At 63.9% G+C, this 23,473-nt stretch carries 22 protein-coding genes and 3 tRNA genes; 16 read left to right on the forward strand and 9 right to left on the reverse strand.

Going from position 1 to position 23,473, the window contains the following annotated elements; all coding sequences use genetic code 11:
- The first annotated feature begins 201 nt into the window (after window positions 1-201).
- The 14 genes from AB688_RS12205 (at window position 202) to AB688_RS12270 (ending at window position 9,530) form a co-directional block, all read left to right on the forward strand.
- A complete protein-coding gene (locus AB688_RS12205) occupies window positions 202-1,587 on the forward strand; it encodes an amino acid permease (RefSeq protein ID WP_063544340.1) in 1,386 nt (461 codons plus the stop codon).
- 106 nt (window positions 1,588-1,693) lie between these two features.
- A complete protein-coding gene (locus AB688_RS12210) occupies window positions 1,694-2,191 on the forward strand; it encodes a PaaI family thioesterase (protein WP_063544342.1) in 498 nt (165 codons plus the stop codon).
- Window positions 2,192-2,490: 299 nt separating this feature from the next.
- A complete protein-coding gene (locus tag AB688_RS12215) occupies window positions 2,491-2,880 on the forward strand; it encodes a DUF4398 domain-containing protein (protein WP_063544344.1) in 390 nt (129 codons plus the stop codon).
- Between the two features lie 11 nt (window positions 2,881-2,891).
- Complete coding sequence (locus tag AB688_RS12220; protein ID WP_063544346.1) at window positions 2,892-3,665, forward strand: OmpA family protein; 774 nt, start codon at window positions 2,892-2,894, stop codon at window positions 3,663-3,665.
- A 112-nt stretch (window positions 3,666-3,777) separates the two neighbouring features.
- Window positions 3,778-4,473 (forward strand): glutathione S-transferase N-terminal domain-containing protein, encoded by a 696-nt coding sequence (locus AB688_RS12225; protein ID WP_063546701.1) that lies wholly within the window; start codon window positions 3,778-3,780, stop codon window positions 4,471-4,473.
- A gap of 145 nt (window positions 4,474-4,618) precedes the next feature.
- Window positions 4,619-5,017, forward strand: a complete 399-nt coding sequence (locus tag AB688_RS12230; RefSeq protein ID WP_063544348.1) for a DUF488 domain-containing protein — start codon at window positions 4,619-4,621, stop codon at window positions 5,015-5,017.
- Between the two features lie 16 nt (window positions 5,018-5,033).
- Window positions 5,034-5,483, forward strand: coding sequence for a GNAT family N-acetyltransferase (locus AB688_RS12235; protein ID WP_063546703.1), 450 nt, complete (start codon window positions 5,034-5,036; stop codon window positions 5,481-5,483).
- Between the two features lie 143 nt (window positions 5,484-5,626).
- Complete coding sequence (locus AB688_RS12240) at window positions 5,627-6,016, forward strand: helix-turn-helix domain-containing protein (RefSeq protein ID WP_054892717.1); 390 nt, start codon at window positions 5,627-5,629, stop codon at window positions 6,014-6,016.
- Between the two features lie 63 nt (window positions 6,017-6,079).
- Entirely contained in the window at window positions 6,080-6,718 is a 639-nt protein-coding gene (uvrY, locus tag AB688_RS12245) for a UvrY/SirA/GacA family response regulator transcription factor (RefSeq protein ID WP_054892718.1), read from the forward strand.
- A 6-nt stretch (window positions 6,719-6,724) separates the two neighbouring features.
- Window positions 6,725-8,548, forward strand: coding sequence for an excinuclease ABC subunit UvrC (gene uvrC, locus AB688_RS12250; RefSeq protein WP_054892719.1), 1,824 nt, complete (start codon window positions 6,725-6,727; stop codon window positions 8,546-8,548).
- Window positions 8,549-8,581: 33 nt separating this feature from the next.
- Complete coding sequence (gene pgsA, locus AB688_RS12255) at window positions 8,582-9,142, forward strand: CDP-diacylglycerol--glycerol-3-phosphate 3-phosphatidyltransferase (RefSeq protein ID WP_054892720.1); 561 nt, start codon at window positions 8,582-8,584, stop codon at window positions 9,140-9,142.
- Window positions 9,143-9,206: 64 nt separating this feature from the next.
- Window positions 9,207-9,282 (forward strand) — tRNA-Gly (locus tag AB688_RS12260).
- 92 nt (window positions 9,283-9,374) lie between these two features.
- Window positions 9,375-9,450, forward strand: a tRNA-Glu gene (locus AB688_RS12265).
- 4 nt (window positions 9,451-9,454) lie between these two features.
- Window positions 9,455-9,530, forward strand: a tRNA-Gly gene (locus tag AB688_RS12270).
- 182 nt (window positions 9,531-9,712) lie between these two features.
- Here the strand turns inward: AB688_RS12270 and AB688_RS12275 are convergent.
- A complete protein-coding gene (locus AB688_RS12275; protein ID WP_063544350.1) occupies window positions 9,713-10,198 on the reverse strand; it encodes an autoinducer binding domain-containing protein in 486 nt (161 codons plus the stop codon).
- A 423-nt stretch (window positions 10,199-10,621) separates the two neighbouring features.
- Between AB688_RS12275 and AB688_RS12280 the strand changes: the two genes are divergently transcribed.
- Entirely contained in the window at window positions 10,622-11,698 is a 1,077-nt protein-coding gene (locus tag AB688_RS12280; protein WP_063544352.1) for a sigma-54 interaction domain-containing protein, read from the forward strand.
- On the opposite strand, the gene AB688_RS12285 is transcribed toward AB688_RS12280, so the two are convergent.
- From AB688_RS12285 to AB688_RS12315, 7 genes are all read right to left on the reverse strand, one after another.
- Window positions 11,676-12,800 carry an LLM class flavin-dependent oxidoreductase gene (locus tag AB688_RS12285; RefSeq protein WP_054892722.1) on the reverse strand — a complete coding sequence of 375 codons (1,125 nt, stop codon included), beginning with the start codon at window positions 12,798-12,800 and terminating at the stop codon, window positions 11,676-11,678. The two genes, AB688_RS12280 and AB688_RS12285, sit on opposite strands and share 23 nt — an antisense overlap.
- A gap of 1 nt (window position 12,801) precedes the next feature.
- Complete coding sequence (locus AB688_RS12290) at window positions 12,802-13,797, reverse strand: LLM class flavin-dependent oxidoreductase (RefSeq protein ID WP_063544354.1); 996 nt, start codon at window positions 13,795-13,797, stop codon at window positions 12,802-12,804.
- 36 nt (window positions 13,798-13,833) lie between these two features.
- Window positions 13,834-14,865: an LLM class flavin-dependent oxidoreductase gene (locus tag AB688_RS12295; protein ID WP_063544356.1), complete on the reverse strand. Its 1,032-nt coding sequence runs from the start codon at window positions 14,863-14,865 to the stop codon at window positions 13,834-13,836.
- Window positions 14,862-15,875, reverse strand: a complete 1,014-nt coding sequence (locus AB688_RS12300) for an LLM class flavin-dependent oxidoreductase (protein ID WP_063544358.1) — start codon at window positions 15,873-15,875, stop codon at window positions 14,862-14,864. Before AB688_RS12300 ends, AB688_RS12295 begins: the two co-directional genes overlap by 4 nt.
- Entirely contained in the window at window positions 15,872-16,810 is a 939-nt protein-coding gene (gene surE / locus AB688_RS12305; RefSeq protein ID WP_063544360.1) for a 5'/3'-nucleotidase SurE, read from the reverse strand. Before surE ends, AB688_RS12300 begins: the two co-directional genes overlap by 4 nt.
- The gene (locus tag AB688_RS12310) at window positions 16,807-18,144 is read right to left on the reverse strand and encodes an LLM class flavin-dependent oxidoreductase (RefSeq protein ID WP_054892727.1); all 1,338 of its coding nucleotides are present in this window, start codon (window positions 18,142-18,144) and stop codon (window positions 16,807-16,809) included. Before AB688_RS12310 ends, surE begins: the two co-directional genes overlap by 4 nt.
- Before the next feature lie 61 nt (window positions 18,145-18,205).
- Entirely contained in the window at window positions 18,206-20,641 is a 2,436-nt protein-coding gene (locus AB688_RS12315) for a TonB-dependent receptor plug domain-containing protein (protein WP_054892728.1), read from the reverse strand.
- A 362-nt stretch (window positions 20,642-21,003) separates the two neighbouring features.
- On the opposite strand from AB688_RS12315, the gene AB688_RS12320 reads away from it, so the two are divergent.
- Complete coding sequence (locus tag AB688_RS12320; protein WP_063544362.1) at window positions 21,004-22,002, forward strand: P1 family peptidase; 999 nt, start codon at window positions 21,004-21,006, stop codon at window positions 22,000-22,002.
- Between the two features lie 52 nt (window positions 22,003-22,054).
- On the opposite strand, the gene AB688_RS12325 is transcribed toward AB688_RS12320, so the two are convergent.
- Window positions 22,055-23,419 (reverse strand): tetratricopeptide repeat protein, encoded by a 1,365-nt coding sequence (locus tag AB688_RS12325; protein ID WP_063544364.1) that lies wholly within the window; start codon window positions 23,417-23,419, stop codon window positions 22,055-22,057.
- Window positions 23,420-23,473 lie beyond the last annotated feature (54 nt).

Raw genomic sequence — 23,473 nt, forward strand, 5'->3', positions numbered from 1 at the left:
TAGATTAATACTGACCTGGATCAACGATTACAACCCGATGGAGAGGCAAGAGAAAAAACACCCCTTACTCCAACTTCCTGTCCTGTGCGCAGTGACAGCGAAAACTGCACAACAACAAGAAACAACAGCACAGACCTACAACAAAATCTGCTCAGACTCATCGCCGCCTTTTGCGGCGGCCGACCCATCAGAGGGTTCCCCATGGCATCGTCACAACAAAAGAAACAGCGTTCGCTGCAGCACGGCCTGACTTCGCGCCAGGTGTCCATGATTTCCATCGCAGGCATCATTGGTGCCGGCCTGTTCATCGGCTCCTCCAACGCCATCGCCACGGCAGGCCCGGCGATCCTCATTTCCTATGCCATGACCGGCCTGCTGGTGCTGCTGGTGATGCGCATGCTTGGCGAAATGGCCATCGCCAACCCCAACAGCGGTTCGTTTTCCACCTACGCCACCGAGGCCATCGGACCTTGGGCCGGTTTCACCATCGGCTGGCTGTACTGGTGGTTCTGGGTATTGATCATCCCGGTCGAGGCGATCGCTGGCGCCGATATCCTCCATGCCTATTTTCCCGATGTGCCGTCCTGGCTATTCGCCTTCCTGATCATGGTACTGCTGTCGGGGACCAACCTGGTCAGCGTGAAGAACTTCGGCGCCTTCGAGTACTGGTTCGCGTTGATCAAGGTGGTCGCCATTCTCGCCTTCATTATCATCTGCAGCCTGGCACTGTTCGGCGTCTGGCCGTTGGCCAAGGTCTCCGGCGTCAGCCAGCTGTGGGCCAACGGAGGTTTCATGCCAAATGGCTTCGGCACGGTGCTGGGGGGCGTGCTGATCACTATCTTCTCGTTCTTCGGTGCCGAGATCGTCACCATTGCCGCCGATGAAACCGCCAACCCCAAGGAGAAGATCCGTCGTGCCACCAACCTTGTGGTGTATCGCATCGCTATCTTCTACCTGGCGTCGATCTTCCTGGTGGTGTCGCTGGTAGCTTGGAACGATCCGGAGCTCAAGGCCGTGGGCTCGTTCCAGCGCGTCCTGGAGGTGCTCAATGTGCCGGGCGCCAAGCTGGTGGTCGATCTGGTGGTGTTGGTGGCGGTGACCAGTTGCATGAACTCCGGGCTCTACACGGCCTCGCGGATGCTCTATTCGTTGGGCGCTCGCGGTGAGGCGCCGAGCATGACCCGGCGTATTTCCGGGGCTGGTGTGCCGACCGTAGCAGTGATCCTTTCGACGTTGGCGGGTTTCGCCGGCTGTTTCGTCAACTATGTGTTCCCGGGCAAGGTGTTCGGTTTCCTGTTGTCGACCACGGGGGCCATCGCCCTGCTGGTGTACCTGGTGATTGCTGTTTCGCAACTGCGCATGCGTGCGCGGGCTGAGCGTGAGGGGACGGAGCTTGCATTGAAGATGTGGTTGTTCCCATGGCTCACCTGGCTGGTGATCGGGACTATCGTACTGGTGCTGGGGTACATGCTGTTCAGCGATGCCTATCGCTACGAAACCCTGATGACGGCCGGGGTTACCGCGGTGATCCTGCTGATTTCCGTGACACGGCGGCGAGAGAGGGCTGGTCGGGTGCAAGTCGTTTGAGGCTTGCGCTCATCCTGTGTTGCCGCTGCAGGTGAGTGCACAAGGAAGGGGGGGAGCGCTACCATCCTCCCGCCATCCTTCCCATTCCAACAAGCACAGGAAGCGTATGAACGAGAAAGCACTCTCCCTCCAGCAACTGGCGGCGCCCGAAGGCTCCTGCTATGGCTGCGGTTGTTCCCACCCCAGTGGCCTGCATATCCAGAGCCACTGGGACAGCGACGGCGTGCACCTGCTGTGCCGGCACTCACCTGACAGCGGCTTCATCGGCTGGCCCGGATTGGTCTACGGTGGCCTGCTGGCGATGCTGGTGGACTGCCATTCCAACTGGACCGCAATGGCCTACCATTACCGGGCCGAAGGGCGCGAGCCGGGCAGCTTGCCGCGTATTGACTGTGTCACCGGCACCCTCAGCCTGACCTACCTCAAACCTACGCCCATGGGTGTCGAGTTGCTGCTCAAGGCCAGGGTCGAAGGTGAGGTCGGGCGCAAGAGCCGAGTCATCTGTGAGGTCTGGGCCGGGGACGTGCTGACCGTCCGCGCCGATTCGGTGTTCGTGCGTGTCGACACCGAAAAGCTCAAGCGGCAGGCGCACGAGCGTAGCTGAACCCTAGGGGCGGGTAGCCATCGGCTACCCGATGCAGCTTGCGGGTTGTCGAAAATTACCCGTGGTTGGTTCGGATAGTTCCTATGTGGCGTTCAATATCTGCGGAATAGTCTTGCACGGCTTTTCCAAGAGACTGTCATAGATGTTCTACGTTTCTCACCGATTGCTCCCCTCTCGTGGCGGCTGAACCAGCCCGCACCGCGAACATCGACCGTACCCTCTGGACCTTTCGACCATCACCGCGCGAACACGGCGGGAGCCCTGTGTTCGTGTGTCGTCAACTCACGAGGAGTTGTTCAATGCCTGCCCGATTCAATATCAATTTCCTGCCTGCTGCCGGCCTGCTCCTGGCGCTGGGTGGCTGCGCCAGTTCGCTCATGCCCAGCGAGCAGATCGAGCTGACTCGTAGCGCGGTCAACCGGGCGGTCTCTGCCGACGCCACGCAGTACGCGCCGGCGGAAATGCGTGCCGCCCAGGACAAACTCAACGCCATGGAGCGCGCACTGGGTGAGAAGGATGCCGCTCAGGTGAAGATACTCGCCGAGCAGGCAGAGGCCGATGCCCGGCTGGCCGAGCGCAAGGCTGCTGCTCGCAAGACCCAGGCGCAGCTTGACACTGCGCGCCAAGGCATCGAGGTGCTCAAGCAGGAATTGCTCGACGCCCCCCAAGCCATCGCTACCCCCCGCTGAGGAGAACCATCATGTCGAAATTCCATCTGCTGCCGGGTGTATCGGTTGTGGCTCTGATGCTGGCCGGTTGTGGCACCACCCCGGAAAACCCTGGGTTGCTCGAGGCGCGGGAGGCATATTCGGTGCTCCAGGCAAAGCCTGAGTCGAGTCGTGTTGCTGCGCTGGAAACCCGTGAGGCCTTCAGCGCTCTGGGACGAGCCGAGCAAGCTTCGCTCAAGGACCGCAAGAGCGCCGAGGTGACTCAGCTCGCCTATCTGGCCAACCGCAGGATCGAAACTGCCGAGCAGACCATCTTGCTGCGTCAGGCCGAAACTGGCCTGCAGGGCATCGAAGCTCAGCGCACCCTGGCGCGTCTGGATGTGCGGACCGCACAGCTCAAGGCGTTGCAGCGCCTCAATGCCAAACCCAGCGACCGTGGTACGGTCATCACCTTCGGCGATGTACTGTTCGACACCGGGCGTGCCGAGCTGCGTGGCGGCAGCCATCGTAACATTCAGCAACTCGCGCACTACCTGCAGCAAAATCCAGAGCGCAAGGTGCTGATCGAAGGCTTCACCGACTCGACTGGCAGCGATGCCCTCAACCAGCGACTGTCCGAGCAGCGCGCGGCGGCGGTGGCCAATGCCCTGCGTCGCCAAGGCGTGGCCGGCGATCGTATGGTCACTGCCGGCTACGGCAAGGAGTATCCAGTGGCAGGTAATAACGATGCACAGTCGCGCCAGCTCAACCGGCGCGTCGAAGTGGTCATCTCCAACGACGCCCAGCCTGTTCTGCCACGCTATTGATCCAGCGACAAGTGGCGCACCCGTGTGGGCGTCACTTTCGATCTCTGGAAGGCCATGGTCAAACCTTGACGTTGGTTCTAGAGTGATGATCCCTTCGCATTCGGAATCCACCATGACCGATCTGTCCGCTTTTCCCATCACACAGAAGTGGCCGGCGCAGCACCCCGAGCGCCTGCAACTCTACTCGCTGGCCACACCCAATGGCGTCAAGGTCTCGATCATGCTCGAAGAGATCGGCCTGCCCTATGAGGTACACAAGGTCAGCTTCGAGACCAACGATCAGCTGACGCCCGAGTTCATCTCGCTCAGCGTCAACAACAAGATCCCTGCGATTCTCGATCCCGACGGTCCCGGCGGGCAGGCATTGCCGCTGTTCGAGTCAGGGGCGATCCTCCAGTACCTGGCGGAGAAGACTGGCCAGTTGCTCAGCCAGGACCCCGCGCAGCGCTATCAGACCTTGCAGTGGCTGATGTTCCAGATGGGCGGCATCGGGCCAATGTTCGGCCAGGTGGGGTTCTTCCATTTCTTCGCCGGCAAGGATTACGAGGACAAGCGTCCGCGTGATCGCTACGTCAACGAATCCAAGCGTCTGCTCGGTGTGCTCGATCGTCACCTGAAGGGCCGTGAGTGGATGGTCGATGAGTACAGCATCGCTGACATCGCCATTTTCCCCTGGGTGCGCAATCTGGTGGATCGCTACGACGCCCGTGATCTGGTGGGCTTCGAGGCGTTCAAGGAAGTGCAGCGAGTGCTGGCGAAATTCCTGGAGCGTCCTGCGGTGCAGCGTGGGCTGAAAATTCCGGGCTGACTTGATCGAGGCCGCCCGCGCGGCCTCTTTTCTTGCCCCGGGCGAGGGTTGCGCAGCGGTTGTCTGGTGTTGATCGAGTGGCTGTTGCGTGACCTTGGTCAATGTAAGTCGTAGGCTGAGGGTGAAAATAGCGCCGGAAAATTCGATGATCTGTTGCAAGCGCGTGTATCAATCGGTTTCGCCTGAGGACGGACAGCGCGTGCTGGTCGATCGCTTGTGGCCACGCAATATGCGCAAGGATGCCTTGCACGGGCAGTGGTTGCGCGACGTTGCACCGTCGGATGCGCTGCGCAGGGCGTTTCATGCCGGGGATATGGACTTTGCCGGTTTTTCCGAGCACTACCGTGCCGAACTCGCGGCCCATCCTGAGCATTGGTATCCGCTGTTGGATCTGGCGGCCAAGGGGACTCTGACCCTGTTGTTCGCAGGCAAGGATACTGCGCACAACAATGCCCGGGTGCTCGCCGACTGGCTGGAAGAAGAGCTCGAGCGAAGGGGGCCGGGCAGTTCACCGGTGTGTTATGCCCAGGAGCCAGGCGGATAGAGATGCTATGACTCAAATATCACTTGAACTTGTTCCGGCTACCGCAGGCTGTCGTACCTTCGCCCGCGATCTGACGCGGCGCGCCATGCTCCCGTACTACCGCGAGTTCGACCTGTTATGGATCGAAGAGGCATTCGACGAAGCTTGGAGCTGGCGCGAGCAGTGGCTGGTGAAGGCGGAAGAGCAAGTGCTGGGTTTCTGCAGCCTCAGTCAGGACCGCCAGGCTTTGTTCATTCGCGAACTGCACCTGCTGCCCGAGTACCGCGGGCACGGCGTTGGATCCTGGGTGCTGGGGCAGTTGGCCGGATGGGCAGCGCAACGTCGTTTGCCGTTACTGCGCCTTATGGTGTTCCGCAGTAACCCGGCCAGGCGACTCTACGCACGGTCGGGCTTTGTCGAAATAGGGGAGGACGACTGTTTCGTTCGTATGCAGCGCAATGTCATGGTCACGGGCGCGAGGTCTTGATGTCGGTACAGGTTTAGACAAGCGCCGTAATAGTAGCTTGTGTTGGTTGGATCCAATGTGCATAGTGCCAACTGGATTCGTGGCTATTCGCCTGGGGGCCGGACGCGCCCAGGGCTATCTGATCGAGAGAGGAAGGGAGTCGAATGAAAGGATTCGGTCTGCGTTTGAGGGAAGAGCGCGAGCGGTTGGGATTGACCCAGCGAGTGTTCGGCGACATCGGGGGTGTCGAGCCAAACGCCCAAGGCAAGTACGAAAGTGGGGAGCGCACGCCACGCATCGATTATCTGGCGGCGCTCGCCGCAAAGGGCGTCGATGCTGCGTACGTACTCAGCGGCCTGCGCACGCCAGCGCCATTGGAATGCCTCAGTGGCGATGAGAGCCGCGTGCTGGGTATGTTGCGACGGCTGACTTCAGCCGATCGGGCAGCGATCTGGCACCTGCTCGGGCGTCTGGCGGCAGATAACGAAAGCTACGAAAAGACTCGCCTGCGAAGGGCAGACCGCCAGGCATATGCCAATGACGCTTTGCGCTAGGTTCGTGATGAAATTTTTTGTTAAGGTGGCCGGATCCAATCGCCCCCATGACGAGGTGTCTGCTTGATTAGGGTACTTGTGGTCGATGATCACGATCTGGTGCGTACCGGTATCACGCGCATGCTGGCCGATATCGATGGGCTGCAAGTGGTCGGCGAGGCGGATTCGGGCGAAGCCGCCCTCAAGCTTGCCCGTGAGCTGAAACCTGACGTAGTCCTCATGGACGTCAAGATGCCCGGAATCGGTGGCCTGGAAGCCACGCGCAAATTGCTACGCAGTCACCCGGATACCAAAGTGGTCGCCGTCACCGTATGCGAGGAAGACCCGTTTCCCACGCGCTTGCTGCAGGCAGGCGCCGCGGGATATCTGACCAAGGGCGCGGGCCTCGACGAAATGGTCCAGGCTATCCGTCTGGCCTTCGCGGGGCAGCGCTACATCAGCCCGCAGATCGCCCAGCAGCTGGCGCTCAAATCGTTCCAGCCCCAGGGGTCACCGTTCGATGCGCTGTCGGAGCGGGAAATCCAGATTGCCCTGATGATTGTCGGCTGCCAGAAAGTGCAGATCATCTCAGACAAGTTGTGTCTGTCCCCCAAGACCGTCAATACTTACCGTTATCGGATCTTCGAAAAACTCTCGGTCACCAGCGACGTCGAACTGACATTGCTGGCCGTTCGCCACGGTATGGTTGACGCAAGCCTGTAATCCCCCATGTCCCAACTCTTTGATGCCAGCGCGTTCCTGGCGACCTGCAGCGGTCGCCCAGGCGTGTACCGGATGTTCGATGCCGAGTCCCGGCTGCTTTACGTAGGCAAGGCCAAGAACCTCAAGAAGCGTCTGGCCAGCTACTTCCGCAAGACTGGCCTGGCGCCGAAAACGGCCGCCCTGGTGGGGCGCATCGCTCAGGTCGAAACCACCATTACCGCGAACGAGACCGAGGCGCTGCTGCTCGAGCAGACGCTGATCAAGGAGTGGCGTCCGCCCTACAACATTTTGTTGCGGGACGACAAATCCTACCCTTACGTCTTTCTTTCCGACGGCGATTTCCCACGCCTGGGCATACATCGTGGCGCGAAAAAAGCCAAGGGCCGCTACTTCGGCCCTTATCCCAGCGCCGGGGCGATCCGTGAAAGCCTGAGCCTGCTGCAGAAAGCCTTCTCGGTGCGTCAGTGCGAGGACAGTTATTACGCCAACCGCACCCGGCCGTGCCTGCAATACCAGATCAAGCGCTGCAAGGGACCGTGCGTCGGCCTGGTCACGCCCGAGGAGTATGCCGAAGACGTACGGCATTCGGTGATGTTCCTCGAGGGGCGTAGCCAGCAGTTGGGCAATGAGCTCAACGCCGAGATGGAGCAGGCCGCCATGGCGCTGAATTTCGAGAAGGCCGCCGAGCTGCGCGACCAGATCGCCTTGTTGCGTCGCGTCCAGGACCAGCAGTACATGGAAGGCGGCTCCGGTGACGTCGATGTCATCGCCGCCTTCGTCAACCCGGGCGGGGCCTGTGTGCACCTGATCAGCGTCCGCAGCGGGCGCGTGCTGGGGAGCAAGAACTTCTTCCCGCAGGTGGGCATCGAGGAGGAGGTGTCCGAAGTGATGGCGGCCTTCCTTTCCCAGTACTACCTGGGCAACGCCGAGCGAGAACTGCCAGGAGAGCTGATCGTCAATGTGGTCCACGAGGACTTTCAGGCCATCACTGAAGCAGTACAGACCTTGCGCAGTCGCGACCTGGCCATCAGTCACCGAGTCCGAGGGACTCGGGCGCGCTGGCAGCAACTGGCCGTGACCAACGCCGAGCAGGCGCTCAACGCTCGTCTGGCCAATCGCCAGCACATGGCCGCACGTTTCGAGGCCTTGGCTCAGGTGCTCAACCTGCCGGAGGTTCCGCAGCGCCTGGAGTGCTACGACATCAGTCACTCCAGCGGCGAGGCTACGGTGGCCTCGTGCGTGGTGTTCGGCCCTGAAGGCCCGCTCAAGTCCGACTACCGCCGTTTCAACATCGAAGGTGTCACCGCCGGTGACGACTATGCTGCCATGCACCAGGCCCTGACTCGCCGTTTCGGGCGAATCAAGGACGGCGAGGGCAAGTTGCCCGATGTGTTGTTGGTCGACGGCGGCAAGGGACAGCTGAACATGGCCCGTGAAGTCATGCAGGAGCTGGCGCTGAGTGACCTCACCTTGCTCGGGGTGGCCAAGGGAGTGACCCGCAAGGCCGGCTTCGAGACGTTGTATCTCAACGATGTAGCCCACGAATTCACCCTCAAGGGCGACTCTCCGGCACTGCACCTGATTCAGCAGATTCGTGATGAGGCGCACCGTTTTGCCATCACTGGTCACCGCGCACGTCGCGGCAAGGCGCGCCGTACGTCCAGCCTCGAAGACGTCGCAGGGGTCGGACCGAAGCGCCGTCGAGACTTGCTGAAACATTTCGGCGGCCTGCAGGAGCTCAACCGCGCCAGTGTCGACGAGATTGCAAAGGCACCCGGCATCAGTAAAAAGCTTGCCGAGTCGATTTATGCGAGCCTGCATAGCGAGTAGAATGCCGGGTTCAACTCGCAGCCAGTCGTACCGATGAATATTCCAAATCTGCTCACCGTTCTACGCGTCCTGCTCATCCCGATCTTCATTCTGCTGTTCTACGTGCCTTATCACTGGAGTTACGTAGCCGCCAGCAGCGTGTTCGCCATCGCCGCCGCAACTGACTGGCTCGATGGCTATCTGGCCCGTCGTCTTCAGCAGAGCACGCCGTTCGGGGCGTTTCTGGATCCTGTCGCCGACAAACTGATGGTCGCCGTGGCGCTGGTACTGTTGGTGCAGGTGCACGCCAACTTCTGGCTGACGCTGCCCGCAGCGGTGATCATCGGGCGTGAAATCGTGGTATCGGCTCTGCGCGAGTGGATGGCCGAGCTGGGGGCGAGGGCGCATGTGGCGGTGTCGAACCTGGGCAAGTGGAAGACCGCCGCGCAGATGCTGGCGCTGGTCATTCTGCTGGGCAATCCGCCGGTGCTGACCTTCTGGGTCGCACTCGGTTACGGGCTGTTGCTGGTGGCCGCAGGCCTGACTTTGGTGTCGATGGTGCATTACCTGCTGGCGGCCTGGCCGCACCTGCGCGAAGGCTCCGAGCAGAAGTAAAACTTTTTTTGAATCAAGGGGTTGACCTTCCCTGGCAGTTCGCTAGAATGGCACCCATCACGACGCGGGAATAGCTCAGTTGGTAGAGCACGACCTTGCCAAGGTCGGGGTCGCGAGTTCGAGTCTCGTTTCCCGCTCCAATTTTCACGGTGCTGCCTGAGGCAGGGCTGGGAAATAAATCCAGTGCAAGCCGCAAGGCTTTATAGCTGGTGCGCTGAAAAGCGTTGGGTATGTCCCCTTCGTCTAGTGGCCTAGGACACCGCCCTTTCACGGCGGTAACAGGGGTTCGAGTCCCCTAGGGGACGCCATTTAGCGGGAATAGCTCAGTTGGTAGAGCACGACCTTGCCAAGGTCGGGGTCGCGAGTTCGAGTCTCGTTTCCCGCTCCAAATATCGATCTACAGAGTTCCATGGAAGTCTGTAGATACTTGAAAATAGACGCTTCGGCGTCTTTTTTCGTTTCAGTCAAAGCCACTCCCATCCATGAGCATCCGGACTTATTGAGTCCAGAAATTAGTCCATGAAATTCGGGCTTGCGCGGTCGCGCTCATCTCGCGTGTATGCGGGATGTTCAAACGCACCCGCGATTGGACTTGAGCGCTGCATCACTTTGCGCTGCCGTGCGGTGGAGGAATTCACCCAGCCAGAGCGCTGATGCTGCGTTCTGATAATGCTCTGTAGCAGACACGCTGACGTGAGGCCGCAACAGCGCCAGGCAGCTGTGGGCAACGCCTTCATGCAGAGGCTGTAGCCACCCGTGGCGAAGACCGAGGCGCTGGGCCTGGGCCCAGAGCGAGGGCGCTGTAGCGAACGCCTTGGGCTCCCAGATCAACGGGATGTTTGAGCGCTGCAGGTGATGGGCTCGCAAATCCAGCGCGGCCTGAATAATCGCTTCCGAGCCCGTTACCAGATTGCCTGCGCTGACCGCATGCGTGCAGCTTGCAAAGCTGAAACGGTAGTAGTGAAACCCTAGCTCGCGCACCAGCGCGGGCAACGCTTCGAGTAGCGTCGAGAGGTGGCCCAGACGTTGCCAGTCCTCCGCTGTTCGGTTGAGCATCGAACCTCCTTGTGGTGTCGCTCCTGATTGACGCTACTGCAGGGCGGCGGGTGGAGGCGCTGCCCGAATTCCGAGTAAATTTTTCAACTATAGAGTGGGAAATATATACGACTAAATAAACATAGCGTTTACTTCCATTTTTTCATTTTTTCGGGTAGCACATTCCGTGCATAAACCAACGGCCTTTGTAGAGCCTGAAAGGTGCGCGGATGTAAAACGCTTCGGCGTCTTTTTTCGTTCCGGGCTCAATTCGCTTCCCATTCACCGCACCCGATCTTCCCGCTCGCCAGCACCTCTTTCATCCCGCCCACTGCTCAGAAACAAAAGTTTTGAGGTAATGCTTTTTAAATATTTCTGGTTATAACCAGGGCTCGCTAAAGTAGTGTCACTTTCCGATCGCCACCTACGCTGGAACTCCTTGCCATGAGCGGCCCCCAGGGACATTCGAGCCCGATCCTGACCTTCCCCCAAGGTGAAAAGGATCCCCTGTCGATTCGGGCCAAGGCCCTGGTCTTCGCCGATCCGCGTTCGCGCCAACTGCTGGAGTTTCTGCAAAGGGTCGGGCCCAGTGAAGTGCCCGTGCTGATCAACGGTGAGACCGGCACCGGCAAGGAGCTGGTCGCCCGTTACCTGCATGCGGCCAGCGGCCGTCGTGGCGCCTTCGTGGCGGTCAATTGCGGGGCGATCAGCGAAACTCTCGCCGAAAGCGAGTTCTTCGGCCATGAGGCCGGGGCCTTTTCCGGCGCAGCGGGCCGTCGTCCCGGCTGGTTCGAGGAGGCTGACGGCGGCACCTTGTTTCTCGACGAGATTGGCGATCTGCCGCTCGCGCTGCAGGTCAAGCTGTTGCGTGTGCTGCAGGAGCAGGAGGTGGTGCGGGTCGGCTCGCGCAAGCCCGTGAAGATCGACATCCGCCTGGTAACCGCCACCAACGTCGACCTGGAGCAGGCGGTGGAGGCGGGCAACTTTCGCCTGGACCTCTTCTATCGCATCAACGTCGCCCAGGTCGCCGTGTTGCCACTGCGCGAAAGGCCCCTCGACATCCTGCCGTTGGTGGAACACTTTCGGCGGATCTACAGCGCGCGCTTGAACATCAGTGAACCGATGCTCTCCGAGTCGGCGACCCAGGCACTGCTTGACTACCCCTGGCCGGGCAATATCCGTGAGCTGGAAAACGTTGTGCACCTGGCATTGCTGGTGGCCGGCGACAAGCCGATCCGCCCGGAGCACCTGAAGTTTTCCGCTGGGCTGAGTGTGGCCAGGACCAGTGCGGGCAACGTGCACACGCTGCCCCAGGAGGTGATGCGCGAACAGTTGCTGCGCTTGTTCGAGGTCCCTGGAGAGGCGTTGCTGCACGACATCGAAGACCTGATCGTGCGCGAAGCGTTTGCCTATTGCGGCTTCAACCAGCTGCGCACGGCGGCGTTGCTGGGCATCACCCGCAATGCCATGCGCACCTTGCTGGTCAATCACGGCATGCTCAAGGGCCGCACGCCGGGCTGATCCGCCGCAACAACGGCACCAGCTCGGCCCCCAGGTGAATCGCCTCTTCCAGATGCGGGAAGCCCGACAGCACGAAACACTCCACGCCCAGTTGGCTGTAGGCTTCGATCCGGTCGGCGACCTGCTGGTAGCTGCCCACCAGCGCAGTGCCGGCGCCCCCCCGCACCAGCCCGACCCCGGCCCAGAGGTTGGGTGAAACCTCCAGCTCACGCGCCCGTCGTCCACGTCCCTTGACCAGCCCGGTCTGGCGCGACTGGCCGACCGACTCGTAGGCGGCCATCTGCAGTTGCGCCTGCTCGATGGCTTCCTTGGGGATCTCCTCCAGCAACCGCTCCACATGCGCCCAGGCTTGCTCATCGGTGGGCGCGGCGAACACGTGCAAACGCAAGCCGAAGCGCAAGGTGCGTCCGCGAGTTGCGGCCAGCTCGCGCATGCGCAGGATGCGTTCGGCGATCATCTGCGGCGGTTCGCACCACATCAGGTAGGTCTGCGCATGGGCTGCGCCCACCTGTTCGGCGGCGTTGGATGCGCCGCCGAAATAGATCGCCGGTGCTGCTGCCTGAGGTGCGATCGGGCTGCCGCCCCCGCTGCGGTAGTAGCGTCCGTGATGGGGTTGACCGTGTCCGCTCCAGACGGCCTGGAACACCTGGAGGAACTCGGCAGTGCGTGCATAGCGCTCGTCATGCTCGAGAAAATCCCCCAGCGAGCGTTGCTCGAAGCGGCTCGATCCGCTGACCACATGCAGGTCCAGGCGCCCGTTGCTGAGCAACTGCAGGGTCGCGGCGCGGTGGGCGCTGTAGGCGGGCAGTTCGAGCCCCGGACGCACCGTCAGCAGGAAGCGCAGGCGCTGTACCTCCTGGGCCAGCACGGCCGTGATCAGCCAGGGGTCTTCGAAACCGCTGGCGGTGGGCACCATGATGCCGTCGAAGTTGCCGAGCTCGGCGGCGCGTACCACCTGGCGCAAATAGTCGAGGGTCGGCGCGCGTTCACCCTGCTGGAACAGGCCGACCTTGGGCAGGCCGCTGCTGGTCAGGTGACGGCCGTCGCCATTGGTGGGCAGGAACCAGTCGATCTCGATCGGCCTGTGCGCGGGCTTGTACATCTCAGACGCTCTCCTTGCGGGTCAGCAGGGGCAGGACTTGCTCGCCGAAGCGCAGCACCTCGCTGACCGTCGGCTGGCCCTGGATGACGATATGCTCGATCCCTACGCCGTGCAGCTCTTGCAGGCGGGTGGCGAGTTGCTGCGCGGTGCCCACCAGGTACAGCGGTTGATCGGGGGCCTGCTGCAGCAGGTTGGGGTGCACCTCGAAGCGGCGTAGCGGGTGGCCATCGCGTTGCAACCGCGTCACGCTGTCAGCGCCGTCGGCGGGTGGTGCAGGCAGTTGGCGGGCGGCGGCTTCCCAGGCTTGCGCTTCGGTGTCGGCGAGTATCAGGCCGAGGGTGCAGGCGAACGTCGGTGCCAACGCCGGTTCGGGGCTGGCGTCGCGCTGTCGGGCAATGGCCTGGCGCAGCCAGGCGGGTGGCGCCGGGCGCAGCAGGCAGGCCTGGGCGTGGCTGGCGATCAGCGCAGGGCTTTGGCTGTCGTCGAGGACGATGGGCGGTGCGGGCAGGTCGCGCCAGGCAAAGCCTGCGTTCTCCAGCTGAAAATAGCGACCGTTGTAGGTGAAGCCCGGGTCGCTGCCGCGCAGCAGGCGCCCGAGGATTTCCAGGTATTCGCCAATACGCTCGTTGCGCTGGTCGCGGTTGAGCCAGTCGCCGAACGCCTGGCGCAGGCTGTTCTGTTCGCTGTCTGGCAGGTGCAGGCGCACGCGGTTGGCGCTGATCGACTGCAGGCTCTGCACTGTACTGGCCAGCGCTGCTGGCAGCATCACTTGCGGCGGTATGCTGACGGTCAAGCGCACATGGCGGGTGTGTGCACACAGCGCTGCGGCTATGCCCAGGCTGTCGAGGCACTGCGCGCCACCGGGAATCCACAGGCCATCGAGCCCGGCATATTCGACCGCCTGGGCCAGTTGAATCCAGTGCCCGGGGCCTGTCACGCCGCCGGGCGCCGCAGCCGGGCCGCAGAGCGGCAGTTGCCAGCTGAATTCAAGGGCCATGACCACGCTCCGTCGGGCGGCAGAAAGAGGTCACCATCATCCCACCGTCGCCTGCGGCTGAGTAGCCAGCCCGTGCTTCGCTCGCCAGCCGAGCGCGGGTGCGATGTCTTCGGCGATGATGCGCAGGCGTTCGAGCACCTGGGCCTGGGTCGAGCTTTCGGCCTGGGTGACCACGATCAGGTAGTCGACGTAGCCCAGCAGCGCCGGGTCCTGGCGCAGGCTGTGGACGATGTCGTCGGGGGCGCCGTGGTGCACGTTCATCAGGCGCAGGTGCGCGTCCAGGTCCAGCGCCTCGTCGATCAACCCTTCACGGCGCAGGCGCGGTACATGCCGTTCGATGTCGATGGCCAGTTCCGCCTGGGCACTGCCCCGGTCGTGTGCGGGAAACACTGCACGGACCACGCCGATACGTGGCGCTCGGGTTGTATCGCGCCAGGCATGCAGGTAGGCGTCGGCCAGGGGCTTCTGCACGGTCAGCGGGTCGTGGGTGGCGGTGCCGAGCAGCAGGCCGTTGCCTTGCCGGGCGGCATACGCGGCACCCGCGACACTGCCGTGGGAGTGCCAGAGGCGCTGGCGCAAGCCGCAGGCGGGCGGTTGCAGGCTTAGGTCGGCGTGCAGGGGCGCGCCTTCGAGCAGTTGCTGCAACTGCTGTTGCTGGGCTTCGAAGTGCGCCTGGCGTTGTGCTGGATCCAGCCCGAAGGCGGTGAAGTTGTCGAGGTTGGCGCCGCCGCTGCCCAGCCCCAGTTGCACCCGCTGGCCGCTGAGGCTGTCCAGCACGCTGGCGTCTTCGGCCAGGCGGATCGGGTCTTCGAAGGGCAGCACGATGACGCCGGTGCCCAGCTCGATCTGTCGCGTGCGCTCGGCTACCGCGGCCAGCAACACCAGGGGTGAAGGCAGTTGCCCGAAGCCGCTGCTCAGGTGGTGCTGGGCGATCCAGCCGCCGTCGAAGCCCAGGGCCTCGGCCACTTCGAATTGCTCCAGCAGGTCACGATAGGCCTGCCGTGGGTCCTCGCCGAAGGCGTGGCTGAGAAAGCCCAGCTTGAAGGGTTTTTGCGGGGATAAGGTCATGCTTGCACGGGCTCCTCGAGAGGTCGGTTAATGGCGACGCCAGGGCGCCACCCGAGCGCCGGTGCGATGTGCTGGCGCAGGATTTCCAGGGCCCTGATCGCTTCGCGCAGCGGTGTACTGGTGGTTTGCACCTGCACCACCAGTTGGTCGTGCACACCCAGCTGTGGGCCACGGCGCAGCCCCTCGACGATCTGCGTCGAGCTGCCATGCAGCACGCCGAGGCGTTCGAGCACTGCACCCAGATCGCCGCCCAGGGAGGCGTCGAGCACACCGATGGTTTGCTGGCGGCGCACATAGGCCTGGATGTCCTGGCGCAGCGCGGTGTCGTCGCCACCCTCGGGGAATACCGCTTGCACCCGCACCACGCGCGGGGCCGTGAGGTGATCGCTGCGCCAGCCCTGACGATAGCGCTGCACCAGTTCCACGCCGGCCTCGACCGGCAGGTGCGGGTTGGGCGCCATGATCAGGCCGTTGCCACGTGCGGCCACCTGCTCCACCCGTGAGGTGGCCTCCCACAGGCGTTGGCCAAGCCCGCGAGCCGCAGGGCGCAGTTGCAGCCCTTGGTCGTTGAGCGCGGCGTTGCCGAGGGCATCGTGCAAGCGTTGCAGGTGGTCTTCGTAGCGGCCGTGGCGCTGCTCGGGGTTCAGTTCGAAGGCGCTGAACGTGTCTGGGTCAAAGCCGGCACCCAGGCCCAATTCCACGCGCCCGTCGGCCAGCAGGTCGAGTACGGCGGCATCTTCGGCCAGGCGCAGCGGCGGCTCCTGGGGCAAGACGATGATCGCCGTGCCCAGCCGGATTCTCCGGGTGCGCTGGGCGATGGCCGACAGCAGCACCAGCGGCGAGGGCAGGCGCCCCTGTTCGCTGGCGAAATGGTGCTGGGCCACCCAGCCACTGTCGAAGCCGAGCTCCTCGGCAACGCGAAACAGCTCCAGGGTGTCGCGGTAGACCTTGGCGTCGAACCGCGGCTGGTAGACGCGGGTGAGAAAACCCAGTGAAAAACCACCGCTCATGGTGTCTGTCCTCGTTCGGGGGCGGGCAGGGCGCTGAGCCGTTGCAGGGCGGGTGTGGCGGCAGGTGACTGCAGCAGGCCGCTGAAGGGGCTGATGGTCAGGTAACCTTTGGCCAGCCACACGGCTTCGTCGTCCTGCTCGGTGTCGCTGGCGGGTGCACTGCTGGAAAAGCCGATGCCGGGTTTACCGGAAAGCGCTGCGCCGAAACTGCCCAGGTCGTCGGTGTATCGCGTGTCGAAACCCACGTAGCGGCCGATGCGAGTCAGGCGAATGCCCTTGACCTCGCTGCCGGCGGGTAGATTGATGTTGAGGCCGATGCCAGCGGGCAGCAGCTTGCCGTCGGCCGGGCGCTGTTGCTCCAGCGCCTGCACCAGGCGCAGTACGAAGCGTGCGGTGCGCTGAGGGTCGTGATCCTCGAGGTCGGTACTTACCGCCAGGGTCGGCACGCCGGTCTGCAGCGCCGCACTGGCGGCGTTGAAGGTGCCCGAGGCGAGGTTGATCGCGCCGACATTGTTGCCGGGGTTGGGGCCGACGATCACCAGGTCCGGGTCGGGCATGACCTTCTTCAGGCCCATGAGCACGGCCATCACCGGTGTTGCGCTGATCTCGATGCTGACGCTCTGGCCGGCACAGATCGGGCTGGTGCAGGGGCCTTGCTCGTGGGTGGAGAGAAAGTAGCTGTCGGGGTAGGCGGGGTCGTCGTCGCGCCCGATGCTGACTTCGCGTCCGTAGTAGAAGGCACCGCCGCGCGCACTTTGCTCGCTCTTGGGAGCGGCGATGCGCACGGTGTGTCCGGCGGCCTTGAGGGTGCTGTACAGCGCGCGGATGTTCGGATGCTGATAGCCGTCGTCGTTGCTCAGCAGGATATTCAGGGCCAGGGCAGGCGATGCACTGATCACGCCCGCCGCCAGCACCAGGCCGGCCAGGGCCTTCATGCCGGGGCCCGCGTGCTGAAGCGGTTGGCCGGGCGCGGCAGGCCCAGGTGTTCGCGCAGGGTGCTGCCGGCATAGTCGAGGCGGAACAGTCCACGTTGCTGCAGCACCGGGATCACCTGGTCGACGAAGGTGTCGATGGCGCCGGGAAAGTAGGGGAAGAACACATTGAAACCGTCGCAGGCGCGGGCCTGGAACCACTGCTCGAAGCTGTCGGCGATATCGCTCGGCGTGCCGATCACCGGGTTGCCACCAGCCAGGCGCAGGTACAGCTGGCGGATGCTGAGATTGTCGCGCCGGGCCAGTTGCAGCACCTGGTCTCGGCGGCTGCCGCGCTGGCCGGGCGGGGTGTCGGGCAACGGGCCGTCGAGGTCGTGGCCGGAGAGGTCGATGTCTTCACCCAGGGTGTCGGCCAGCAGGCGCAGGCCCAGCACCGGGTCGATCAGGGCCTGGAACTGTTCGAACAACTGCTGGGCCTGTTCGCGGGTATCGGCGATGAAAGGGGTGACGCCAGGCAGGATCTTGATGTGCTCGGGATCGCGGCCCAGGGCTGCAGCACGCTGCTTGATGTCCTGGTAGAAGGCCTGGGCGGCGGGCAACTCGTGGTGTGCGGCGAAGATCACTTCGGCCACCCGCGCCGCCAGGGCCTTGCCGGCTTCCGAGGCGCCGGCCTGCACCAGCACCGGGTGCCCCTGGGGTGGGCGAGCCACGTTCAGTGGGCCACGCACCGAGAAGTGTGCGCCCTTGTGGTTCAGGGTGTGCAGCTTGTCCGGGTCGAAGTAGCGGCCGCTGGCCTTGTCGCGGACGAAGGCATCGTCGTCCCAACTGTCCCACAGGCCCTTGACCACGTCATGGAACTCTTCGGCGCGCTGGTAGCGGTCAGTGTGGTCGATGTGCTGCTCGCGGCCGAAGTTCCAGGCTTCGTCGGCAACCACCGAAGTCACCAGGTTCCAGGCTGCGCGCCCCTTGGACAGGTGATCGAGGGAGGCGAACTTGCGGGCGATATGGTACGGCTCGTTGTAGCTGGTGGTGGCGGTGGCGATCAGGCCGATGCGCTCGGTGACCGCCGCCAGTGCCGACATCAACGTCAGCGGCTCGAAGTGCTCGGCGCGCGCGGTGCGGCTCAAGGCATCGAGGTGATGGCCCCAGAGCGCCACCACATCGGCAATGAACAGTGCATCGAACTTGCCCCGTTCGGCGCTGCGGGCGATGGCCTTGAAATGTTCGAAGTCCTGGCTGGCGTCGGCCTGGGCCAGGGGGTGGCGCCAGGCGGCCACATGGTGACCGCTGTTGGCGAGAAATGCGCCCAGCTTGAGCTGGTCGGTGCGACGGGTCATGACAGCCTCCGTGCAAGCGTTCGGCAGGGCCCTGCCGCCTGCGGGGCGACAGGGCGGTGGGTCAGAAGTTGTAGGTCAGGCCGGTGTACCAGTAGCCGCCAGTGGTGCCATAAGGCGAGAAGTTGCCATAGGGGAAGGCGCCGGAGCTGCTGGGCAGGTGGGTACGTTCCGGGTAGACGTTGAACAGGTTGTTGGCGCCTGCGGTCAGGGTCAGGCTGGAGGTGAGGTGATAGTCCAGGTTCAGGTCGGTGATCCAGGTCGGCGAGAAGGTGCGGTCGAAGGCTTCGGTAGTCCCGTACTGGGTGTACTCGCCGTAGCGGGTCAGGTTCAAGCCGATCTCGAACTTGTCGATGGTCCAGGTGGCGCCCAGCAGCAGCTTGGATTCGGGCAGGCCGTGCTTGAGGTTGCCCTGACGCTGACGGTCATAGCCACCGGTAGGCCCGAGGGCCTGCTGGGCCACCGGCGAGGCGTGGATATCGTCGATCTCGGTGGTGTTCCAGTTGAAGCCCAGGGTGTAGCGCACACTGCCGTAGGCGCCCAGCGCCTGACGGTAGTCGCCGACCAGGTCGATGCCGCGGGTAGTGGTGTCCAGGGCATTGGTGAAGTAGGTCACCGACTGGTTGGTGGGCAGCCCGGCCGCGGCGAGTATCGCAGTGATCTGCGGGGTGCCGCCAAGGTAGCCGGTCTGGGCGATGCGGTCCTTGATCTTGATCTGGTAGGCATCGAGGGTGATGCTGGTGGCATCGGTCGGCTGCAGGGTCAGGCCCAGGCCGAAGTTGGTGGATTTCTCGGGCTTGAGGGTGCTGGCCCCCAGTGCCTTGGCCACGGCCGAATCGACCGCTACGTTGCGGTAGTCGAACAGGTTGCCGTTGACGTTGCTCTGCGAAGTCGAGCTGTAGATCTGCTGGGCCAGCGACGGCGCGCGGAAACCGGTGCTGAAACTGCCGCGCACAGCGAGAATCGGCGTCAGCTGGTAGCGGGTGGCGAACTTGCCGTTGGTGGTGGTGCCTGAACCGTCGTTGTAGTGCTCGTAGCGCCCCGCCAGATCGACGTGCCATTTGTCGGTCAGGTCCTGGCCGATCTCGCCGTAGCCGGCCAGGCTGGTGCGGCCTTTTTCGGCGGCGTCGGCGGGTGTGGTGCCGGCACCGGAGATGGTGCCCGGTGCGATCGGGTTGCCGCTGGCGCCGGTGGTGAACGGGCCGCTGGCATAGGAGGCGTAGTCGCCCTTGCCGATCTTGTAGTTCTCGTAGCGCTGTTCAAGCCCCCAGGAAATCTGCGTCGGCTTGGCCAGGCCGAGGTCGAAGGCGCGGGTCAGGTCGAGGTTGTTGGTCCACTGGCTGAAGGTCTTCACGCCAGTGTCCACCGAGGTGGGCGAGTCGAGGCCGTAGCTAAGGTTGTAGGTATGGCGCAGGGTCGCTTCGGCGTGGTCCTGGCCGTAGGTGCTCGACAGGTCGTAGTCCCAGCCGGCGACGTTGCCCTTGCCGCCGAAGGCCACCTGGAAGTCGTTTTCGATGAAGCGCAGGGTGTCTTCGATGCCTTCGGGGAAGGGCGTGGCGATACCATCGAAGGTCGATGGCTGGTGGAAGGCCAGGGGCTTTTCCGAGTTGCGTCGGGTGTAGGTGGAGAACGAGTACAGCGTCAGCGCATCGCTCACGGGGAGTTCGGCGTTGTAGCCCAGGCTGAAGTTGCGCGCTTCGGGCAACCCCGTGCCGTAGTAAGTGTGCTGCAGGCTGGTGTTGCCGGCGCTGTCGGTGTAAGGCGCATTGTCGGATCGGTCGGATATCTTCTGGTGCTTGATGTCCACGCCCAGGTTGATGAAGCCGTCGTTGGGCAGGGCCAGGCCGACGTTGCCGGTCTGGCGTACGGTTTCGCCGTCACCGTTCTCGTAGTTCTGACCATAGCTGGTGCTCAGGCTGCCGCCGTGGTCGGTCTGCTTGAGCACGATGTTGACCACGCCACCGATAGCGTCCGACCCGTATTGCGCCGAGGCACCGTCGCGCAGGATTTCGACGTGGTCGACCAGGGCGGTGGGGATCATGTCGAGATCGACCGGCTGCGAGCCAGAGTTGAGGTAGGTCCCGTTATTGAGCAAGGCGCTGTTGTGGCGACGCTTGCCGTTGACCAGCACCAGCACCTGGTCGCCGTTCAGGCCACGCAGGCTGATGGGGCGCACCACCGAGGTGGAGCCGAAGCCGGACGATGCAGGCTGGTTGAGCGAGGGCAGCACGCGGCTCAGGGCGCGGGTCAGGTCAGGCTGCCCGGTGGCCAGCAGTTGCTTGGACGAGATGACATCCACCGGTGCCGGGCTTTCGGCCAGGGTGCGCGCCTGGCCGCGGTTGCCGACCACCACCACGGTGTCCAGCGGGTTGTCGCTCTTGCTCTCGGCGGCCAGCAACGGGCTGCCAGCGCCAGCGGCCTCGCACAGGGCGAGGAACAGCAGGCTGTGGGCGAAGGTCTTGCGCGGCCGGCGCAAACCGGTAAGGCGTGAAGAAGTCATGTACGAAGGCTCCAGTGTGTTCCCCGGTTCGCGCCCTGCTGGGTGGCCAACCTTGTCGAGTAAGGCGACGGCTCTGCGTCGCGAAAAGATCAGAGGCGGCTTGTTGCCGAATGCGCGTGGCTCCGGGCTCAAGCTCTGGTGGCGGAGCCTGGAGCAAGGGCTGTGCCAGGCTGAAAAGGCCTTTCTGGACAAGGGTTTGGGATCAGGGCGAGGCGTGGACTGGTGTTTTTGTAGCAGTGTCTGGCCAAGGTGTTGGTTTTTGCGCAGTGACGTCGTCCTGGCCATGGGATGCCAGGCAGCACCGCCGGCATTGGCACACCACTTGCTCCGGGGCACGAACCCTCTTTCAAGGAATTCATTCGATGCCACGCCCCGGACCGCGCAACTTGCTCACCGACATCCCTGGCCTGCTGGTCGGCCACGCCCTCGATGAGCGTGTCGCCACTGGCGTCACGGTGATCCGTACCGAACGCCCATGGACGGCGAGCGTCGATATTCGGGGTGGCGGCCCGGGTGGGCGTGAAACCGCGGCGCTGGAACCGGAAAACATGGTGGGGCAGTTGCATGCCCTGGTGTTTGCCGGCGGCTCGGTGTTCGGGCTGGGCGCGGCGGACGGGGTGGCTGCCGCTTTGTCTGCGCAGGGTGTGGGCTTGCATCTGAAGGCCGGCGCACCGGCCATTCCCATCGTGCCAGCCGCCGTGCTGCATGACCTGGCCAATGGCGGCGACAAGCGCTGGGGGATGGAGCCGCCTTACCGGCGGCTGGGGATCGAGGCGTTGGGCAACTGCACCGCCGATTTCGCCCTTGGCGCGGCGGGCGCCGGGCGTGGAGCGATGGCAGGTGTGCTCCAGGGTGGCCTGGGTTCGGCATCGCTGGACCTGGGCGATGGCGTGATGGTCGCGGCGCTGGTGGTGGCCAACCCTATCGGTTCGGTGTACATGCCCGATGGCGAAACCTTCTGGGCCTGGCCGTGGGAAATCGATGGCGAGGCCGGTGGTGTTCGCCCTCGCGCTGATCAGGATTGCAGCGACCCGATGCCCGAACTGTCACGGCTGGACTCGATGGGGCGTCTTCAGGCTGGGGCGAATACCACGCTGGTGGTGATCGCCAGCACTGCACGGATGAGCACTGCCGAGTGCAAGCGTGTGGCGATCATGGGGCAGGATGGCATTGCCATGGCGGTGCGTCCGGCGCACCTGCCATTCGATGGCGACACCGTGTTCGCCCTGGCCAGCGGCGAGGTCGAATTGAGCAGTGGGGCGCGGCGGCAGGTGGATGTCGGCCGCATCGGCGCGGCGGCGGCCAGTTGCGTGGCCCGCGCAATCGCCCGGGGGGTGTACGAGGCGCGGCGCGCGCGGTAGAGGCAGACACCGGCGTTGCCGGTGTTCGCGGAGCATGCTTGCCGTCGCCCGGCTAGCGCCCGAGCACCTCCTCGACGCGCGCCACCGCAGCCTGCGCCAGCCCTGGCAGCCCCAAGGCTCGATACACCCGCGCCAGCGCTCGATTGGTCGGTACGTCCAGCCCGTCGTAGCGCCGTCGCAGTTCCAGCACCTGCTGCGCCCCGGCCCAATCCTGCGCCCCCAGCCGCGCGTCCAGCTCGATCTGGGCAAACAGATCCCGCTGGGCATGGCTCCCACCAATCTCGTTCAGCCGTGGCAGGGCCACGCCAAGCCGCGCCAACGCCAGCGTATGTTCGCCACGGGCATGGGCCAGCAAACCCTCGGCCAGCGGCACTGTCACCTCGGCCCAGACCGCCCGGCTGAACGGCGGTGCCTCGCGTGCGCGTTCGCGCAGTGCCTGCAGCAGCCTTTGTGCCTCGGGCTTGTCGGCGCGCGCCAGCCCATACAGGTATTGCACACTCAGAAACGGCTGCACCGTGTCGTCGTGGCGCTGTTGCAGGTAGGGCGCCAACGCTTGCCAGCGCTCGCCCACGTCGACGCCCGCCAGTTCCAGCCGGGCCAGCAACGACACGGCGCCGACCTGGTCCTGCGAGTAGGCGGGCAGCACACCCCACACATGCCGGTCATAGATCTCCAGCACCCGCGCCTGGTCGCCACGCCCGAGGTAGAACAGCGCCAGGTGCCACCAGTTGTGGGTGTACATGAACGAATTGAGCCCTTGCCAATGTGGGCTGGCGCGCTCAAGAAAGGCGATACCTTCCTCGATTCGCCCCTGGGTCAGCATCACATGGGCCAGCGCATGCTGCGCCCAGGGTTCGTCGTGCTGCAGTGCCAGGGCCTGGCGTGCGCTGGCCTCGGCTTCCTCGAGCAAATGACACTGCTCGTAGGCGAAGGCCAGCATGCCGTGGCTCTGGGCGACATCCCCGCAGCCATCGACCGCCTTGAGCGCGATGCGCAGCAAGGCCGGCCAGTTACCGCGATTGAACTGCACATACTGGTTGAGCTTGGCTGCGAACAGGTCGCGTGGGTAGTGCTCGAGCAGGGTTTCGCTGAGCTGCAGCACCTGGTCCAGGTCCTCGTCCATCCAGGCCTGCAGCAGCGCCAGGTACAACGCCGCCCGCGGATGCGGTGCGTTCACCCGAGCGGCGACCTGCCGATAGCGCTCGGCCAGGGCCGGGCTTTCGGGCGATTCGCTGAACATCAGCAGGATGCCGGCCAGGGCATTGCTCAGCGCTGATTCGGGGTGGCGCTCGGCGCTGGCGAGGATGGCTTCGGCGCGCGGGTGGTAGCCGAGAAAGCCACCGATGAAATCGTCCAGCGCCTTGCGGGCCTGGGGGTGTTCGGTATCGAGAGGGTTGCCGAGGTAGTCCTGTGACATGGGGCGAGTGTCCGTTGGATTGTCGATCTGACAAGCAGGGCAAGGGCTGTGCCA

The sequence above is a fragment of the Pseudomonas putida genome, assembly GCF_001636055.1.
Classification (GTDB): domain Bacteria; phylum Pseudomonadota; class Gammaproteobacteria; order Pseudomonadales; family Pseudomonadaceae; genus Aquipseudomonas; species Aquipseudomonas machongensis.

Excerpts from the sequence above, each read along its gene's own strand:
- AB688_RS12205 (WP_063544340.1), top strand. The coding sequence starts at position 202 with ATGGCATCGTCACAACAAAAGAAACAGCGTTCGCTGCAGCACGGCCTG.
- AB688_RS12210 (WP_063544342.1), top strand. The coding sequence starts at position 1,694 with ATGAACGAGAAAGCACTCTCCCTCCAGCAACTGGCGGCGCCCGAAGGC.
- AB688_RS12215 (WP_063544344.1), top strand. The coding sequence starts at position 2,491 with ATGCCTGCCCGATTCAATATCAATTTCCTGCCTGCTGCCGGCCTGCTC.
- AB688_RS12220 (WP_063544346.1), top strand. The coding sequence starts at position 2,892 with ATGTCGAAATTCCATCTGCTGCCGGGTGTATCGGTTGTGGCTCTGATG.
- AB688_RS12225 (WP_063546701.1), top strand. The coding sequence starts at position 3,778 with ATGACCGATCTGTCCGCTTTTCCCATCACACAGAAGTGGCCGGCGCAG.
- AB688_RS12230 (WP_063544348.1), top strand. The coding sequence starts at position 4,619 with ATGATCTGTTGCAAGCGCGTGTATCAATCGGTTTCGCCTGAGGACGGA.
- AB688_RS12240 (WP_054892717.1), top strand. The coding sequence starts at position 5,627 with ATGAAAGGATTCGGTCTGCGTTTGAGGGAAGAGCGCGAGCGGTTGGGA.
- uvrC (WP_054892719.1), top strand. The coding sequence starts at position 6,725 with ATGTCCCAACTCTTTGATGCCAGCGCGTTCCTGGCGACCTGCAGCGGT.
- pgsA (WP_054892720.1), top strand. The coding sequence starts at position 8,582 with ATGAATATTCCAAATCTGCTCACCGTTCTACGCGTCCTGCTCATCCCG.
- AB688_RS12275 (WP_063544350.1), bottom strand. The coding sequence starts at position 10,198 with ATGCTCAACCGAACAGCGGAGGACTGGCAACGTCTGGGCCACCTCTCG.
- AB688_RS12280 (WP_063544352.1), top strand. The coding sequence starts at position 10,622 with ATGAGCGGCCCCCAGGGACATTCGAGCCCGATCCTGACCTTCCCCCAA.
- AB688_RS12285 (WP_054892722.1), bottom strand. The coding sequence starts at position 12,800 with ATGTACAAGCCCGCGCACAGGCCGATCGAGATCGACTGGTTCCTGCCC.
- AB688_RS12290 (WP_063544354.1), bottom strand. The coding sequence starts at position 13,797 with ATGGCCCTTGAATTCAGCTGGCAACTGCCGCTCTGCGGCCCGGCTGCG.
- AB688_RS12295 (WP_063544356.1), bottom strand. The coding sequence starts at position 14,865 with ATGACCTTATCCCCGCAAAAACCCTTCAAGCTGGGCTTTCTCAGCCAC.
- AB688_RS12300 (WP_063544358.1), bottom strand. The coding sequence starts at position 15,875 with ATGAGCGGTGGTTTTTCACTGGGTTTTCTCACCCGCGTCTACCAGCCG.
- surE (WP_063544360.1), bottom strand. The coding sequence starts at position 16,810 with ATGAAGGCCCTGGCCGGCCTGGTGCTGGCGGCGGGCGTGATCAGTGCA.
- AB688_RS12310 (WP_054892727.1), bottom strand. The coding sequence starts at position 18,144 with ATGACCCGTCGCACCGACCAGCTCAAGCTGGGCGCATTTCTCGCCAAC.
- AB688_RS12315 (WP_054892728.1), bottom strand. The coding sequence starts at position 20,641 with ATGACTTCTTCACGCCTTACCGGTTTGCGCCGGCCGCGCAAGACCTTC.
- AB688_RS12320 (WP_063544362.1), top strand. The coding sequence starts at position 21,004 with ATGCCACGCCCCGGACCGCGCAACTTGCTCACCGACATCCCTGGCCTG.
- AB688_RS12325 (WP_063544364.1), bottom strand. The coding sequence starts at position 23,419 with ATGTCACAGGACTACCTCGGCAACCCTCTCGATACCGAACACCCCCAG.